A 14,692-nucleotide genomic window follows, 5' to 3' on the forward strand; every position below is an offset into this window, starting at 1 on the left:
GCACCTGATAACGCGTCACATCGATGCGACTTACGTCGCTGGGTGATACAATCGCACCCCGTTATTGCTCCGGCACTGGCTACTTGCCAGCACAATCGCATTGCAGCATTGCATAGGCTTCACAGGACCTGTCATGACCGAGACTTCTCCCTCCCAGGCTACGCCCTCTCTCAGCTATAAAGACGCAGGTGTCGATATCGATGCCGGCAACGCTCTTGTCGATCGTATCAAGCACGTTGCCAAGCGCACGTCACGCCCTGAAGTGATGGGTGGCCTTGGCGGTTTCGGCGCGCTGTGCGAGCTGCCCGCAGGCTACAAACAGCCGGTTCTCGTCTCAGGTACCGACGGTGTCGGCACCAAGTTGCGTCTGGCCATGGACCTTGGCAAGCATGACACTATCGGCATCGACCTGGTAGCCATGTGCGTGAATGACCTGATCGTGGCCGGTGCCGAGCCGCTGCTCTTTCTCGATTACTACGCCACGGGCAAGCTGGATGTCGACATTGCCGCCGACGTCGTGACCGGCATCGGCACAGGCTGCGAGCTGGCGGGCTGTGCGCTGGTCGGTGGCGAAACCGCTGAAATGCCCGGCATGTACGAAGGCAGCGACTATGATTTGGCAGGCTTCTGCGTGGGCGTTGTGGAGAAGTCCGAGATTCTCGACGGTAGCAAGGTCGCCGAAGGCGACGTGCTGTTAGGCCTGGCGTCTTCTGGTCCGCACTCCAACGGCTATTCACTGATCCGCAAAATTCTGGAAGTCAGCAATGCGTCCTTGGAAGAGAGCGTCGATGGCCAGCCGCTGGGTGACGCACTGATGGCTCCCACGCGTATTTACGTGAAGTCACTGCTATCGATGATGCGCGGCACCGATATCCCGGTTCATGCGCTTTCCCACATTACTGGCGGCGGCTTGCTGGAAAACATTCCCCGCGTACTGCCAGACACGCTGGCAGCCCGTATCGACTTGACCAGTTGGCAGCGCCCGGAAGTGTTCAACTGGCTGCAGGCGAAAGGTAACGTCAACGAGACCGAGATGCATCGCGTGCTGAACTGCGGCATTGGTATGGTCGTGGTCGTGCCCGCCACTCAGGCCGCGAACGCCAAAGCACACCTAGAAGCCCAAGGCGAGACCGTTTACCAGATCGGCCAGATCGTTCAACGCCAGGAAGAGGCCGTCGTCCTCGACCACGGCGAAGCGAGCTCACAAGCATGAGCAATACCGACTACAGCAGCGATACCCTCAACGGCATGACGCCTGAACCCATGGGCGCCCGTCGCGTGGTGGTACTGATCTCTGGCAGTGGCAGCAACCTCCAAGCGCTCATCGACGCCCAGCAGCATGATCGTCTAGGCGGCGAGATTGTCGCGGTCATCTCCAACGAGCCCGACGCCTATGGTTTGAAGCGGGCTCATGAAGCCGGCATCGAAGCGGTGGTTCTCCCTCACCGCGAGTACGATAGCCGCGACGCCTACGACGGCGCGCTGATCAAAGTCATCGAGCGACACGAGCCGGATGTGATCGTACTCGCAGGCTTCATGCGAATTCTCACCCCGCGCTTCGTGCAGCGCTTCCTGGGGCGGATGCTCAACATCCACCCTTCGCTACTGCCCGCGTACCAAGGCTTGAATACTCATGCCCGTGCGCTGGCCGACGGTGCTTCGCATCACGGCTGCAGCGTGCACTTCGTCACCGAAGAGCTGGATGGTGGCCCCGTGGTGCTGCAAGCGGAGCTTCAGGTGAGTGCAGATGACACGGTGGAGACACTAAAAGAGAAGGTTCACGCCCGTGAGCATCTGATCTTCCCGATTGCAGTACAGTGGTTTCTAGAAGGACGCCTGCAGTACGCGGCCGAGGGCGCCACGATGGACGGCCACCCGCTTCCACCATACGGCATGCGCCTTTCTCACGCGGATGCCGCCGAAGAGCTAGATGAAGAGATCGACGACGCCTAACTTGCCAATACCGGCGTTAAAAAGCCTTGCCGCAATGATGCGGCAAGGCTTTTTTGTAGCACGAGCGAAGCAACGTCTCAGGTGCGCGGCAGCGTTACGCCACGTTGCCCCATGTACTTGCCCCCACGATCTTTATAGGAGGTCTCGCACACCTCGTCGGATTCCAGGAAAAGCATCTGGGCGACGCCTTCATGGGCATAGATTTTCGCAGGCAAGTTGGTGGTGTTGGAGAACTCCAGCGTCACGTGCCCTTCCCACTCAGGCTCCAACGGCGTCACGTTGACGATGATACCGCAGCGTGCGTAGGTGGATTTACCCAGACAAATGGTCAGTACGTTACGCGGGATGCGGAAATACTCCACCGTCCGCGCCAGCGCAAACGAGTTCGGCGGGATGATACAAACATCGCCTTTCACATCCACGAAACTTTTATCGTCGAACGCTTTAGGGTCCACGATGGCCGAGTGGATATTGGTAAATACCTTGAACTCGTCGGCACAGCGCACGTCGTAGCCGTAGCTGGACGTGCCGTAGGAGATGACCCGCTGATCGTTCACATAGCGCACCTGCTCTGCCTCGAAAGGCTCGATCATGGCATCGCTCTGCGCCATCCGGCGAATCCATTTGTCTGATTTAATGCTCATCGGTTACTTCATCACTCGCTAAAAGAAATCGTAGGGCCGCCACTGTGGCTAGCGCTGACGGACTGCGCGACCTGGCTGGCAATCTCGGCGAAGGTGCGGCTGACCGCGCTCTCTGGCTCGGACACGACACTGGGGCGTCCAGAATCGGCCAGCTCGCGAATCGACAGCGTAAGCGGCAGACGGCCCAGCACCTGGGTGTCATACTCTTGTGCAATACGATCACCGCCGCCCGTCCCGAAAATCGCGGCTTCATGGCCGCACTTCTCACAGTGGTAGAGGCTCATGTTCTCTACCACGCCCAGCACCGGCACGTTGACTTTGCGGAACATCTCGATGCCTTTGCGGGCATCCAGCAGCGCGATGTCCTGCGGCGTCGTGACGATCACCGCACCGGATACCGGCACCTTCTGCGCCAACGTCAGCTGGATGTCCCCCGTGCCCGGCGGCATATCGATCAGCAGAAAGTCCAGGTCATCCCACTGGGTTTGAGTCAGCATCTGCTGGAACGCTCCCACCACCATCGGTCCACGCCACACCATCGCGTCGCGGGTGTTGACCATGAACGCCATCGACATAGCTTGAATGCCGTGGGCCTCCAGCGGCAGAAACTTATTGTCTGCCGCCGCCTGAGGACGGACGCCTTCTTCCACACCCAGCATTTGTGCCTGGCTCGGGCCATAAATATCGGCATCCAACACGCCAACGCGGTAGCCCTGGGCAGATAGCGCCAGCGCCAAATTAACGGTTACGGTGGATTTACCAACGCCACCCTTGCCGGATGCCACTGCCACAATATGCTTTACACCATCCATCAATGGCACTCCCGTGGGTTATCGATTGTGAACATGGCGTGAATGATACTCCTCAGCGCCCTATTTCTAAACCAGCAAAGAAAAAGCGGATGTGGGAACACCACATCCGCTCGAGCTCAGCACGCAAAGACGGCTGGTCTCCGATTAGTTGCTGCTCTGCTGGCTCGTCTCGTCCGCTTGGGCGTCTTCACCTTCTTCGCCACTGTCAGCATCCGCATTTTCTTGCTGATTCTGCTGCTCCCCCGTGAGGTCAGGCACGTCACCCGAAGCAGGATTCTCGACATGCAGGCGCTCATCGAGCGTCGACAGCTCGTCGCGCCACTCGCTTAGCTGCGTTTCCAACCGGGCGAGCTGCTCTTGCCGTGCTTCAATGTCGTTTTCGACACTCGCCACTTCATCGCGGCCAATGTCCAGCGCCACCATCAGGTCGTCCATTTCGGTGCGCACCTGCTCTAGGCTCTGCTGCTCCTCTTCACGTAGCTGCGTCAGCGAATCCACCTCGGACTGCAGCGAATCACGCTCGCTCATCACGCTGTCGCGCTCTTCCTGGAGGGATTGCAGCTCGCTCTCCTGAGCAGAGATCTCCTCCTCGAGTGAGGCCAATCGCTCGTTGGCCTCGCTGACCTGGCGCTCGATCTCACCGAGCTCGGTCTCTGCGGTACCTAGCGCTTCCACGGCTTGTTGGCGCTGCTCTTCTGCTTCCTGACGCGCGGACTCAGCCTGCTGGCGCGCCTCTTCTGCGCTTTGACGCGCTTCTTCTACTTGCTGCAGAGAAGCTTGGGCCTCGTCACGCTCACTGACGACCTGATCACGCTCTTCGCGTAGCGTCTGCAGGTCACTCTCGGCGCTTGCCAGCTGCTCTTCCAGCGCCGCGATGTCTTGCTGCAAACTGTCACGCTGGCTCGTTAGCTCTTCCAGCTGCGCTTCGACACTGCTGACATCTTCCTGCGCCGACTCGAGGCTAGCCGTGGCGTCCGCTTGCTGCTGCTCTAAAGAGGCCATTTCATCGCGCATCGCCGTCAGGTCAGCTTCCGCCTGCTCAACTTCCGAAAGCCGCTGGCTCAATTCAGCGTTCTCTTGCTCGACACTGGACAACTGGCCTTCCAAGGTCTCGACGCGTTCTTGATGCGTGCCTGAGTTGGATTGCGCCATGATGGCCCATATCACGGCAATCGCCGCGATCCCGGCGATACCCTTCACGCGGTTATCCTGAAAGAGCGTTTTCATGTCCGGCTTGTGGGCAGGCGTGTTCGAATCGGAGTGGTTAGCTTCTGACATGCTGCGTCCCTCTTTTCGCTGGGCTGCTGACATCAGCAGCGTTAGTGACAAGTAGCACGATGGTGATCAGGTCGTCGCTTTATGAATCTGTTCGTTACTAGCATACACAGCGCAGGTCATAACGCCACCCGACAAAGCGCTCCCCTTGCCTAGTCCCGCGTCAACCAAGCATGTTTTCCCGGCGAGAACCCTGCCGATGTGCCACGGTCGCACTCGAACCACGATAGCGTTTGATGAAGAGAGACCACACTACCGATAATCAACAGCGCAGGCGGCTTGATATCGCCGCGATGAGCGCTATCGGGCAGTGAGTGCAGGGTTCCTACGTGGGTTTGCTGCTGCTGTGTCGTGCCTTGCTCGATTAGCGCCAGCGGCGTCGAGGGCGTCATGCCATGGGCCATCAAAGCATCGCAAATGGAGGCCAAATTGCTCAACCCCATGTAAAACACCAACGTTTGCCCCGGCTGCGCCAGCGTCGCCCAATCCAGCGAAAATTCCCCGTCTTGTAAATGCCCCGTCACGAAGCGTACCGACTGCGCATGATCTCGGTGGGTCAGCGGAATGCCCGCATAAGCAGCACAGCCAGACGCCGCCGTAATGCCGGGAATCACTTCGACAGGCACACCCGCCGCCACCAGTGTTTCGAGCTCCTCCCCCCCACGTCCGAAGATGAACGGGTCACCTCCTTTGAGGCGAATGACCTGCTTGCCCTGCTGAGCCCAAGTCACCAGCGATTGGTTGATCTCCTCCTGCGGTACGCTATGGGAAGAGCGTGCCTTGCCCACGTAATAGCGCTCAGTCTTGGCCGGTAACAGTGCCAAAATTTCATCGCTCACCAGGCGGTCGTACAGCACCACTTCGGCGTTGATGAGTCGCTTGTAAGCCTTCAGCGTCAACAGATCGGGGTCGCCAGGGCCTGCGCCAATCAAGCTGACACGCCCAAGCGGCGCTTGAGGCTCCTCTGGCACGCCCGCGTCGGCATGAACCGTGTGTGATCGTTGCGTATCCAAAGCCACCACCCATGGGAAATTCAAGTCTAATGATAGTTCAGAAAAGAATGAAAACGGCCACTCTTTACACAATCGACCATTTTCGCGGTACATCTGAGAAAATGGAATATACAAAAGATTTTTAATGACCAAAAAGTATTAAAAACCGCAAAATTGTCAGCAAAAGCTTACATATTGTTTACGCTTTTACCGCTAATCTTCACGGCTAACTTACAACAGGCATAAAAACCGGAGATTCACGCATGCCCGTGAATGACCTACCCGCACCTTCTATCGGCATACCCGCCAGTGCCGATAGTCTCGTACCCCGTATTCCTGGGGTCATTTTTCAGTTCTACCGCTCCCATAGCGGCCATATGAACTTTCCCTATCTTGAGGGTGGCGGCATGGCGTTAGCGTACGTCGATAGGCAGCAGCTCGCCGAAGATGCCAGCCTACTGCTGGAACAACTCACCGGTCACGACCACCCTAAGGTGATGTCGGCCATCGAGCGCTCCGCGCGCTGGATGCTGCCGCTCAACACGCGCTTTCGGCTGCCCTTTCCTAAAGAGAAGCCACACTGGATTGCGGTGAGCGCCAACCCGGAACCCATCGAATCCGGGGTACGTTGGAATGGGCTGATGATGGACATTACCGATCAGGTCATCGAGGAGCAGCGGCTTCGCAAACTGTGCGACACCGACCCGCTCACCAACCTGCCGAACCGGCGCAAGCTGATGGGTCAGCTCAATCATCTGAGTTCGATGAGCACTCGCCACGGCACGCCGCTGTCGATCATGATGATCGATATCGACCATTTCAAACAGCTCAACGACCGCTGGGGACATTTACAAGGGGATAGCGTACTCAAGCAGCTGGCCACCCTGGCGCAGTCGCTGCTGCGCTGCGAAGACATGATTGCCCGGCTAGGAGGCGAAGAGTTTATGGTAGTGCTGCCGCTCACTTCGCTACAGCAATGCCATAAGCTTGCCGACCGCTTACGTCAGACCATCGCCGAGCACGATTTCGGTATCGGCCAGGGCAGGGTCACGCTGAGTATCGGCGTGGCGGAGTACCGCTTGGGTGAACCGCTGGTGAGTCTCATCGAGCGGGCCGATCGCGCGCTCTACAGCGCCAAAGAGGTTGGTCGCGACTGCGTATGCCTTCTACCCTGAAGAGAGGACTTCAACGCGGAGGTACTCCCATGACATCGCTAGCGCAATCACAGTGCGAACCTTGCAGCGGCAACGCCATGCCGCTCACTCATGACGCATGCCAAGCGCACCTCAAGGCACTTCCAGAGTGGCAGATTATCGAACACGATGGCATCATGAAGCTGTCGAGACAATTCACGTTTCGTAACTTTGCCGACGCGCTAGCGTTTAGCCAGCGGGTGGGCGATGTCGCAGAGCAGGCTGGTCATCATCCTGTATTGGTCACCGAATGGGGCAAAACCACCGTCACTTGGTGGTCCCATGAAATCAACGGCCTGCATCTTAACGACTTCATTCTTGCCGCCAGAACCGACGAGGTAGCCGAATAAATGTTTGAGCAAATTGAGCGAGTCCCTGGAGACGCCATTCTCGGGCTGATCGAAGCTTTCAAAAAAGATACCAACCCGCAGAAAGTCGACCTGGGTGTCGGTGTTTATCGAGACGCTGCTGGCAACACGCCGGTCATGCGTGCCGTCAAGGAAGCAGAAGCTCGCCTGCTCAAGAATGAAACCACCAAGACTTACATCGGCTCCCACGGCGCTCCCGCCTATGGCGACGCCGTGCTGCCCATGGTACTGGGGGCAAACTCTCCGGTGCTCGACGCCAAGCGAGCCAGCGCCACTCAATCACCGGGCGGCACCGGCGCCCTGCGCCTGGCGGCCGACTTCGTGGCCAGCCAGCTGCCGGGCAAAGGCATCTGGGTGAGCGACCCCACTTGGCCGAACCACCACGGCATTTTCACGTCAGCGGGTATCGAGCTGCATAAGTATCCCTACGTCGATGCGGACAACCGTCTGGACTTCGAAGGCATGCTGGCCGCGCTGAAAAAGATCCCTGAAGGCGATGTCGTGGTGCTGCACGCCTGCTGCCACAACCCTACCGGCTTCGATCTTTCTCAGTCGCAGTGGCAAGAGGTCATGGCCGTGCTGAAAGAGCGTCAGCTGCTGCCGTTGATCGACTTTGCTTACCAAGGTTTCGGAGAAGGCCTGGACGAAGACGCATACGGCGTTCGCCTACTGGCCGAGAATCTGGATGAGGTGATCATCACCAGTTCTTGCTCCAAAAACTTCGGTATTTACTGCGAGCGCACAGGCTGCTTGATCCTGGTCGCCAAAAACACCGAGCAGATGGAGAACGTGCGCTCTCAGGTGGCTATCGTAGCGCGTGAAAACTACTCCAACCCGCCCGCTCACGGCGGTGCGATCGTCAGCGAGATTCTGCACGATGCCGAGCTTTCCGCCCTGTGGCGTGAAGAGCTGACCGAAATGCGCGACCGCATCAATACGCTGCGCCGCGACTTCGTCGAAGCCTTGAAGCCCTACGGCTTGGATGAAAAGTACGCTTGCGTGGCCGAACAGCGCGGCATGTTCTCCTACACCGGCTTGACGCCGGAACAGGTCGACCGTCTGCGTGACGAGTTCGGCATCTACATGGTTCGCTCTGGTCGTGCCAACGTGGCAGGCTTCTCCCACGAGAACCTTCCCTACCTCGCCAAAGCGATTGCGGCAGTTAACGACTAATACATCGCATGCCGTCACAGCGCCCAGGCCATCGCCTGGGCGTTTTTTTTGGTCACCCACAAGAAAAGCCATAAGGTTATCAACCCTTTGGCCAAGGTTGTGTACAATTGCGCCTTCGCCGCCAGAGCCTGGGGCGCCCGTGCGGCGTCCGATACAACGCAGCGCTTGACCGATCAGTCAAACTTTCGGCACACTCAGCGTAGCCTTGTATACAACACACCATAACCAAGAGGCATATCATGGCGGCTGCCGGCACTCACTACCCGTGGTACAAAAAGGAAGATACCGACGCATTCTTTGCGCTCTTTCAAAACAATATCGCTAACTTCGTCATCATCGCGATTACGATGTTAGGGATGGGTTTTCCCACGTCGATCGTCTATGGTCAGGTGCTGCCCGGCGCCGCCGTCGCGGTGATGGTCGGTAACTTCTACTACGCCTGGAGCGCCGCCAGGCTCGCACGCAAAGAGAACCGTAGCGACGTCACCGCGCTCTCCTACGGCATTTCGACCCCTGTCATGTTTGTGTTTCTGTTTGGCGTTCTCCTGCCTGCCAAACAGCTCACCGGCGATGCGGAACTCGCATGGAAAGTCGCCGTAGCGGCCTGCTTCATCAGCGGCGCCATCGAAGCGGTGATTAGCGTCATCGGCCGCTGGGTACAGTATCACCTACCCCGTGCCGCCATGCTGGGCGCCGTCGCAGGCGTAGCCTTGACCTTCATTGCCGGTGAAATGCTGTTCAAAACGTTGGAAATGCCGGTCATTGGCCTGCTGGTGCTAGGGATCATCATCGTTGGCTTGGTGGCCCGCGTCAGCATGCCCTTCAAACTACCGACATCGCTGTTCGCCATCGTGGTGGGAACGGCCATGGCCTATCTGATCGGCGACGCTGGCAGTGAACGCTTCAGCGATGCGTTCACGCATCTCGGCTTTTATCCGCTACTCCCCAACCTTGCTTGGTTCGAAGGGCTAGGCCTGCTGTTCACCGGCATGCTGGCCGTGTTGACCGTGGTACTGCCCATCACGCTCTATAACGCCATCGAGACGATGAACAACGTCGAAGCCATGGAGGCCGCTGGCGACAAGTACGACGTGCGCGAGTGCCAGGCAGTGGATGGTGCAGGCACCATGATCGGCGCGTTGTTTGGCGGCGTGTTTCCTACGACGGTATATATCGCCACGGTGGGCGCGAAATGGATGGGCGCAGGGCGCGGCTACAGCCTGCTCAACGGGGCGGTTTACGCACTAGCGACCATGTTCGGGCTCATTGCTGCGCTGGCCGCCATCATCCCCGTCTCCGTCGTCGCTCCGATTTTGGTCTTCGTCGGCATGTCGATGATTGCAACGGCGTTCCAAGCCAACGACACACGCTACTACCCAGCCATTGCGCTGGCCATGCTGCCCTACTTCGCCAACTACGTCATGACCCGTTTCAACCGAGGAGCGGGCGAAGTGGTGAGCGACATTTCCAGCGCCATCGTCGTAATGGGCCAAGGCGCCATGTTCATGGCCATCTTCCTGGGTGCCATGACCGTTTCGGTGATCGACCATCAATTTCGCCGAGCAGCGGCCTTCGCCGTAATTGCCGCAGGCTTCTCGTTCGTCGGTTTGATGCATGCCCCCAAACTGGCCTTCAACGCCGCGCCGGAGTTCGTCATGGGCTATTTGGCGATGGCGTTACTGTTCGTCTACTTCTCGTTTCAAGAAGCCCCTCATAAGCGCTGATTCAATGCGAAACTCCCGCCTGCCGATGCGGGCGGGAGAGAATGCGCTTCAACACGAACCACGCCGTCAATCCAGCCAGCAAATTACCTATGGCAGCGCCTGCGGCCAGGCCTGTCCAGCCAAATAGCTGCGCGCCCAACCATAGGCAGGGCAAGTAGCAGATGAACAGCCGTGCGCTCGACAGCAGCATGGCCCGCAGCGGCCAGCCCAGCGCATTACCTGCCGACACCACCAGCATGCACACTCCCAGTGCTGCGTAGCTGGGCAGCAGGAAACGGATCAGCAGCGCTAGCTCACTCTGCACCTCGGGATTACCCGCCAGCGCCATCGCCACCCAAGGCGATGCCAATGCAAGCAGGACTCCCAGGCTCAACTGCCAAATCACGGCCACTTTCAGCGCCAAACGAAGCAGCCGTTGAATTTGCCCCCAGTCGCCCGCGCCGTAGCAGCGCCCCAACCAGGGTGGCAGCGACATGGTCATGGCAAGAATCACCATCAGTGACAGCGTCTCAAGACGACTCGCCAACCCCCATGCCGCTACTTGGGTATCCCCTAAGCCCGCTACGGCGGCAATCGCCAGCATGGCGGCCAAAGGTGGCATCAATTGGCTGACCATGGCCGGCGCCGCAATACCCATGAACGGTCGCCACGAGCGTTTCGCTTCCCGGCCAATGCCGTCGGTGGTGGCCCACTGACTTCGATGCAGCTTTCGCCCCGTCAGCAGCAACCCCACAGAAAATGCCACTGCAGTCGCCCAAGCCGCGCCTGGCAGGCCCCAGCCGTCCCAACCACCTACACCAAAAATGAACAGCGGATCCAGTGCCAGGTTGACGAGGCTACTGACGACCATCATCTTCCCCGGCATACGGGTATCCCCATGAGCACGGAAGACGCTGTACATGAAATAGAGCACGGCACCTAGCCACGCAGCCAAAAGCTGTGGCCCCCAGTAAGCGCGAATGTAGGCCAACGCCGTGTCGTCCGCGCCTAGCAATTGAAACAGCGGCACCTGTAACCACCATAACACGAGACCCAAACACGCAATGACCGCCCCACCGGCCATGAGCACCAGGCAGGAGAGCCGTTTGGCTCTGGCGTGCTCCTCTGCGCCCAGCGCTCTAGAGATCAGCGCGGCAATGGCGATTCCCATTCCCACCTGGATGCCGATAATCAAAAACGATAGCGGAAACGTAAACGACTGAGCCGCCAGCGGCGCAGTGCCCAAACGTGCGATAAACGCACTGTCCACAAGCTGAAAACCCAATAGCGCCAGCACACCAATGGCCATTGGCCACGTTTGCCGCCATAGGGTTATCGCCAACTCGCGTTGTTGCATGACAGCTGCCAAAAACGGACTCCTTAGCGTCACAAAACTAGAAAGACTAAACGCAAAAAACGCCACCACCCGTGAAGGTGGCGGCGTTCTGGACCGGTATCGCTTACTGGCGAATACCTTCGAACGTCACGTAAAGCTCGACTTCATGCATGGCTTCCGGAAAATCGCTCATGTCGATACCGAAATCGCCCAAGGTCAGCATCGTGCTGCCCTCGAAGCCTGCGCGGTAATTGCCCCAGGGGTCTTCACCTTCGCCCATTAGCGTGACCGGCATCTCGATCTCTTGCGTTTGGCCGTGCAGCGTCAACTCACCCGTGACGACGCCTTCGTTGTCGCCCGTTGGTTCGAAACCGGTCGACGTGAAAGTCGCCGTGGGATATTCGCTGGCGTTCAGGAAATCACCGCTCAGGATGTGACGATCACGCTCTGCATGGTTGCTGTTCAGGCTATCTACCTGTACTTCCATCTCAACGGAAGACGCGGCTAGGTCATCAGCGTCGTAGGAGAACTGGCCGTCGAACTCTTCGAAGCTACCTAGAATGTAGGAAAAGCCTAGGTGGTTAATTTTGAATTGAACGAAGGCGTGCTGGCCTTCCGTATCAATTTGATAATCAGCGGCCTGTGCTTGGCTCAGGGGAACCAGCGCAGCTGCCGCGACCGCTGCTGCCATTACGCTTTTCTTCATCATAACGTCCATCTCCTTTCTTTCCTTATGGGCACTGCCAGCAAAGTCACTTCATGCCGTAACAGCGTTCAAAAAGTGTCGAATATCTCAATGACCTGTCTTGCTATAACGCGGATTCATCATCCTGCGTAACGTGGCATGGCGATAACGGTAGTGATGCACCAATGCGATCACCGCATGACCACCCGCCAGCACCATGAGCGCAAGTGCGCTGTACCAATGAACCTCACCGGCCAAACTGGATTGGTTGGGCAAGTCGTATAGCACTGCAGGTACTTCAAACCAGTCGAATACGCTGATGCCGCGCCCGTTGGCGGTGGAAATCAAATAGCCGCTGGTCAAAACCAGCAGTAATAAAACGTAGAGCGCAATATGCCCCAGATGGGTGGCCAGCCGTTCAAAACGACGACCCTCTGCCGCAGGCGTGGGTTGCGAGAAACGCCACGCCAATCGGCCTATGGTCGCCAGTAATAACAAAATACCGATCGAGCGGTGAACCCATGGCCCTTGGTTGTACCACGGATCGTAGTAACCCAACCCGGTCATCCACCAGCCCAGTATGAACAATCCAATGATCGTCAAGGCGCTGAGCCAGTGAAAAAGAATACTAATGACACCCCAACCGCTGCGCGTGTTCCGCAACATCCTTGATTCCCCGTATAAAACTGCTCGCAAGTGGCTGCCCGCTCGTTTGGTTAAGAGCATACCGTCTCACCGGCCAAAACTCTGCTGAAAAAAGCAGAATACATCGTTCGTAAAAACCATTGGTTACGTCGCTAACGGCTTGCCCCCTTCCTCACGAAAGCGCATCGATACGCCAACATTTTGCACCTTAGACGAAAGTTTAAAAAAACGAACAAAACCAGCAATTTTAATCAATTTTACAATTTGTTTAGCGCGCTTATTATTAGCGCACGTTCTGACACGACACGTCACCACGTCAAAGAACACGTTTCATTATCTATAGAGAGTATGACACATGAAAAAATTGACCCTTATTTCTGCTATTGCCATGACGTTGACCTCCACTGCCGCGCTCGCTGAGCAAGGCTCTGCGGAACTCAATGAGATCGTTCATGCTAGCTCCTCGGTCCATCACAGCGCTGACAGCCTGAAGATGACGCCTGCAGACCTGACACTGGTAAACGGCGACGCTGCCAAAAACCGTGTCTCCGAGCCTCACTCCGAAGCGACGTCTGCCAACCGTGGCGACAGTCAGATCGCACAGTCTGACCTGCCGCATCGCAATGCTTCCTAAGCATCGCTTAGGTAATTAGGTAAAAAAAACCCACCGGCAGGTGGGTTTTTTATTGAGACACGCCTTGCAACCTCAGCGCGCCGCTAGCGCATCCAAGCCACGAGCCAAGTCCCGCTGGATGTCCTCTTGACTCTCTAGTCCTACCGCTACGCGAATGAGACCCGGCGCAATGCCTGCTGCCTCTTTCTGAGCGTCTGAAAGACGGCCATGGGTGGTCGTCGCCGGATGGGTGATGGTGGTTTTAACATCACCCAGGTTACCCGTGATGGAAAGCATACGGGTGGCATCAATGACCTGCCACGCACCCTCTTGCCCTCCTGTGACTTCGAACCCCAACACCGCGCCAAAGCCCTGCTGCTGCTGTTTCGCCAGCGCATGCTGAGGATGGGCTTCCAACCCACTGTAATAGACGCGGTTCACCGCCGGATGTTGATCGAGCCAGCGCGCAAGCGTCAGTGCATTGTCACAGTGCGCTTTCATACGCAGCGACAACGTTTCCAACCCTTTGGTGAAAATCCACGCGTTGAACGGACTCATGCAGGGCCCGCAGGTACGCACCACCCCGAAGACTTCCTCTAACACATCGTGCTTACCGACGACCGCGCCACCCACGGCGCGCCCCTGTCCGTCCAGGTACTTGGTCGCAGAGTGAATGACCAAATCGGCACCCAGCGCGATTGGCTGCTGCAGAGCGGGGGTCAAAAAGCAGTTATCGATGGCAAGCAGCGCACCACTGCGTTTGGCAAGCGCTGCTAGGGCCGGGATATCTGCCACTTCAGAAAGCGGGTTAGAGGGGGTTTCGGCAAACATCAGCTTGGTCTTGGGGCTGATTGCCTCCTCCCAAGCAGCCAGATTGGACAGTTCCACATAGCGTGTGGTGATTCCGAACTTACCCAAATACTTATCGAACAGGCTGACCGTAGAGCCAAAGAGAGAGCGGGAAGCTACGATTTCATCTCCCGCCGATAGCAACGCCAGCGCCGTCGAAAGAATCGCCGACATACCGGAGCTGGTGGCCACACAGCGCTCGCCGCCTTCCAGTGCTGCTAAACGACGCTCAAAGGTGTGAACGGTCGGGTTGGTGAAGCGTGAATACACGTTGCCTGGCTCTTTTCCGCCAAACTTGCGCGCCGCCTCGGCAGCACTTTCGTACACAAAGCTCGACGTGGGGAAAATCGGCTCCGCGTGTTCTTGCTCGAACGTGCGGTGATGCCCCGCCCGAATGGCGAGCGTTTCCAGCGACCACTCATCCTGATGGCTATCGTCGTGCATGGCAGAG

General features: G+C 57.8%; 15 protein-coding genes. 7 read left to right on the top strand and 8 right to left on the bottom strand.

The window, feature by feature from the left end; translation table 11 throughout:
* Positions 1–133: 133 nt before the first annotated feature.
* Both purM and purN read left to right on the top strand, forming a co-directional pair.
* On the top strand, positions 134–1,213 hold the full coding sequence (gene purM, locus NH398_RS12570) for a phosphoribosylformylglycinamidine cyclo-ligase (RefSeq protein WP_253018829.1): 1,080 nt from the start codon (positions 134–136) through the stop codon (positions 1,211–1,213).
* A complete protein-coding gene (purN, locus tag NH398_RS12575) occupies positions 1,210–1,953 on the top strand; it encodes a phosphoribosylglycinamide formyltransferase (RefSeq protein ID WP_253018830.1) in 744 nt (247 codons plus the stop codon). The genes purM and purN overlap by 4 nt, the downstream gene beginning before the upstream one ends.
* 77 nt (positions 1,954–2,030) lie before the next feature.
* On the opposite strand, the gene dcd is transcribed toward purN, so the two are convergent.
* The 4 genes from dcd to cobA all read right to left on the bottom strand — a co-directional run bounded on the left by dcd (position 2,031) and on the right by cobA (position 5,655).
* Positions 2,031–2,597: a dCTP deaminase gene (gene dcd / locus NH398_RS12580; RefSeq protein ID WP_044628317.1), complete on the bottom strand. Its 567-nt coding sequence runs from the start codon at positions 2,595–2,597 to the stop codon at positions 2,031–2,033.
* Between the two features lie 11 nt (positions 2,598–2,608).
* Positions 2,609–3,409: an iron-sulfur cluster carrier protein ApbC gene (gene apbC, locus NH398_RS12585; protein ID WP_253018831.1), complete on the bottom strand. Its 801-nt coding sequence runs from the start codon at positions 3,407–3,409 to the stop codon at positions 2,609–2,611.
* A 144-nt stretch (positions 3,410–3,553) separates the two neighbouring features.
* The gene (locus NH398_RS12590; RefSeq protein ID WP_253018832.1) at positions 3,554–4,687 is read right to left on the bottom strand and encodes a kinesin; all 1,134 of its coding nucleotides are present in this window, start codon (positions 4,685–4,687) and stop codon (positions 3,554–3,556) included.
* Positions 4,688–4,836: 149 nt separating this feature from the next.
* Positions 4,837–5,655 carry a uroporphyrinogen-III C-methyltransferase gene (gene cobA / locus NH398_RS12595; RefSeq protein WP_253018996.1) on the bottom strand — a complete coding sequence of 273 codons (819 nt, stop codon included), beginning with the start codon at positions 5,653–5,655 and terminating at the stop codon, positions 4,837–4,839.
* A gap of 284 nt (positions 5,656–5,939) precedes the next feature.
* Here cobA and NH398_RS12600 point away from each other — a divergent pair, with 284 nt between their 5' ends.
* From NH398_RS12600 to NH398_RS12615, 4 genes are all read left to right on the top strand, one after another.
* On the top strand, positions 5,940–6,851 hold the full coding sequence (locus NH398_RS12600; protein WP_159341964.1) for a GGDEF domain-containing protein: 912 nt from the start codon (positions 5,940–5,942) through the stop codon (positions 6,849–6,851).
* Positions 6,852–6,880: 29 nt separating this feature from the next.
* On the top strand, positions 6,881–7,219 hold the full coding sequence (locus NH398_RS12605; RefSeq protein ID WP_159341963.1) for a 4a-hydroxytetrahydrobiopterin dehydratase: 339 nt from the start codon (positions 6,881–6,883) through the stop codon (positions 7,217–7,219).
* Complete coding sequence (locus tag NH398_RS12610) at positions 7,220–8,410, top strand: amino acid aminotransferase (protein ID WP_253018833.1); 1,191 nt, start codon at positions 7,220–7,222, stop codon at positions 8,408–8,410.
* Between the two features lie 239 nt (positions 8,411–8,649).
* Positions 8,650–10,134, top strand: coding sequence for an NCS2 family permease (locus NH398_RS12615; RefSeq protein WP_159341961.1), 1,485 nt, complete (start codon positions 8,650–8,652; stop codon positions 10,132–10,134).
* Between the two features lies 1 nt (position 10,135).
* Here NH398_RS12615 and NH398_RS12620 read toward each other — a convergent pair whose 3' ends face one another.
* The 3 genes from NH398_RS12620 to NH398_RS12630 all read right to left on the bottom strand — a co-directional run bounded on the left by NH398_RS12620 (position 10,136) and on the right by NH398_RS12630 (position 12,800).
* Positions 10,136–11,482 carry an MATE family efflux transporter gene (locus tag NH398_RS12620; RefSeq protein WP_253018834.1) on the bottom strand — a complete coding sequence of 449 codons (1,347 nt, stop codon included), beginning with the start codon at positions 11,480–11,482 and terminating at the stop codon, positions 10,136–10,138.
* A gap of 91 nt (positions 11,483–11,573) precedes the next feature.
* A complete protein-coding gene (locus NH398_RS12625) occupies positions 11,574–12,158 on the bottom strand; it encodes a YceI family protein (protein ID WP_159341960.1) in 585 nt (194 codons plus the stop codon).
* Between the two features lie 84 nt (positions 12,159–12,242).
* Positions 12,243–12,800, bottom strand: coding sequence for a cytochrome b (locus NH398_RS12630; protein WP_253018835.1), 558 nt, complete (start codon positions 12,798–12,800; stop codon positions 12,243–12,245).
* A 334-nt stretch (positions 12,801–13,134) separates the two neighbouring features.
* On the opposite strand from NH398_RS12630, the gene NH398_RS12635 reads away from it, so the two are divergent.
* Positions 13,135–13,413, top strand: a complete 279-nt coding sequence (locus NH398_RS12635; RefSeq protein ID WP_159341958.1) for a hypothetical protein — start codon at positions 13,135–13,137, stop codon at positions 13,411–13,413.
* Positions 13,414–13,485: 72 nt separating this feature from the next.
* On the opposite strand, the gene NH398_RS12640 is transcribed toward NH398_RS12635, so the two are convergent.
* Positions 13,486–14,685: an O-succinylhomoserine sulfhydrylase gene (locus NH398_RS12640; RefSeq protein ID WP_159341957.1), complete on the bottom strand. Its 1,200-nt coding sequence runs from the start codon at positions 14,683–14,685 to the stop codon at positions 13,486–13,488.
* Between the last annotated feature and the right edge of the window lie 7 nt (positions 14,686–14,692).

The sequence above is a fragment of the Halomonas sp. CnH100-B genome (assembly GCF_024124605.1).
Lineage (GTDB): Bacteria > Pseudomonadota > Gammaproteobacteria > Pseudomonadales > Halomonadaceae > Vreelandella.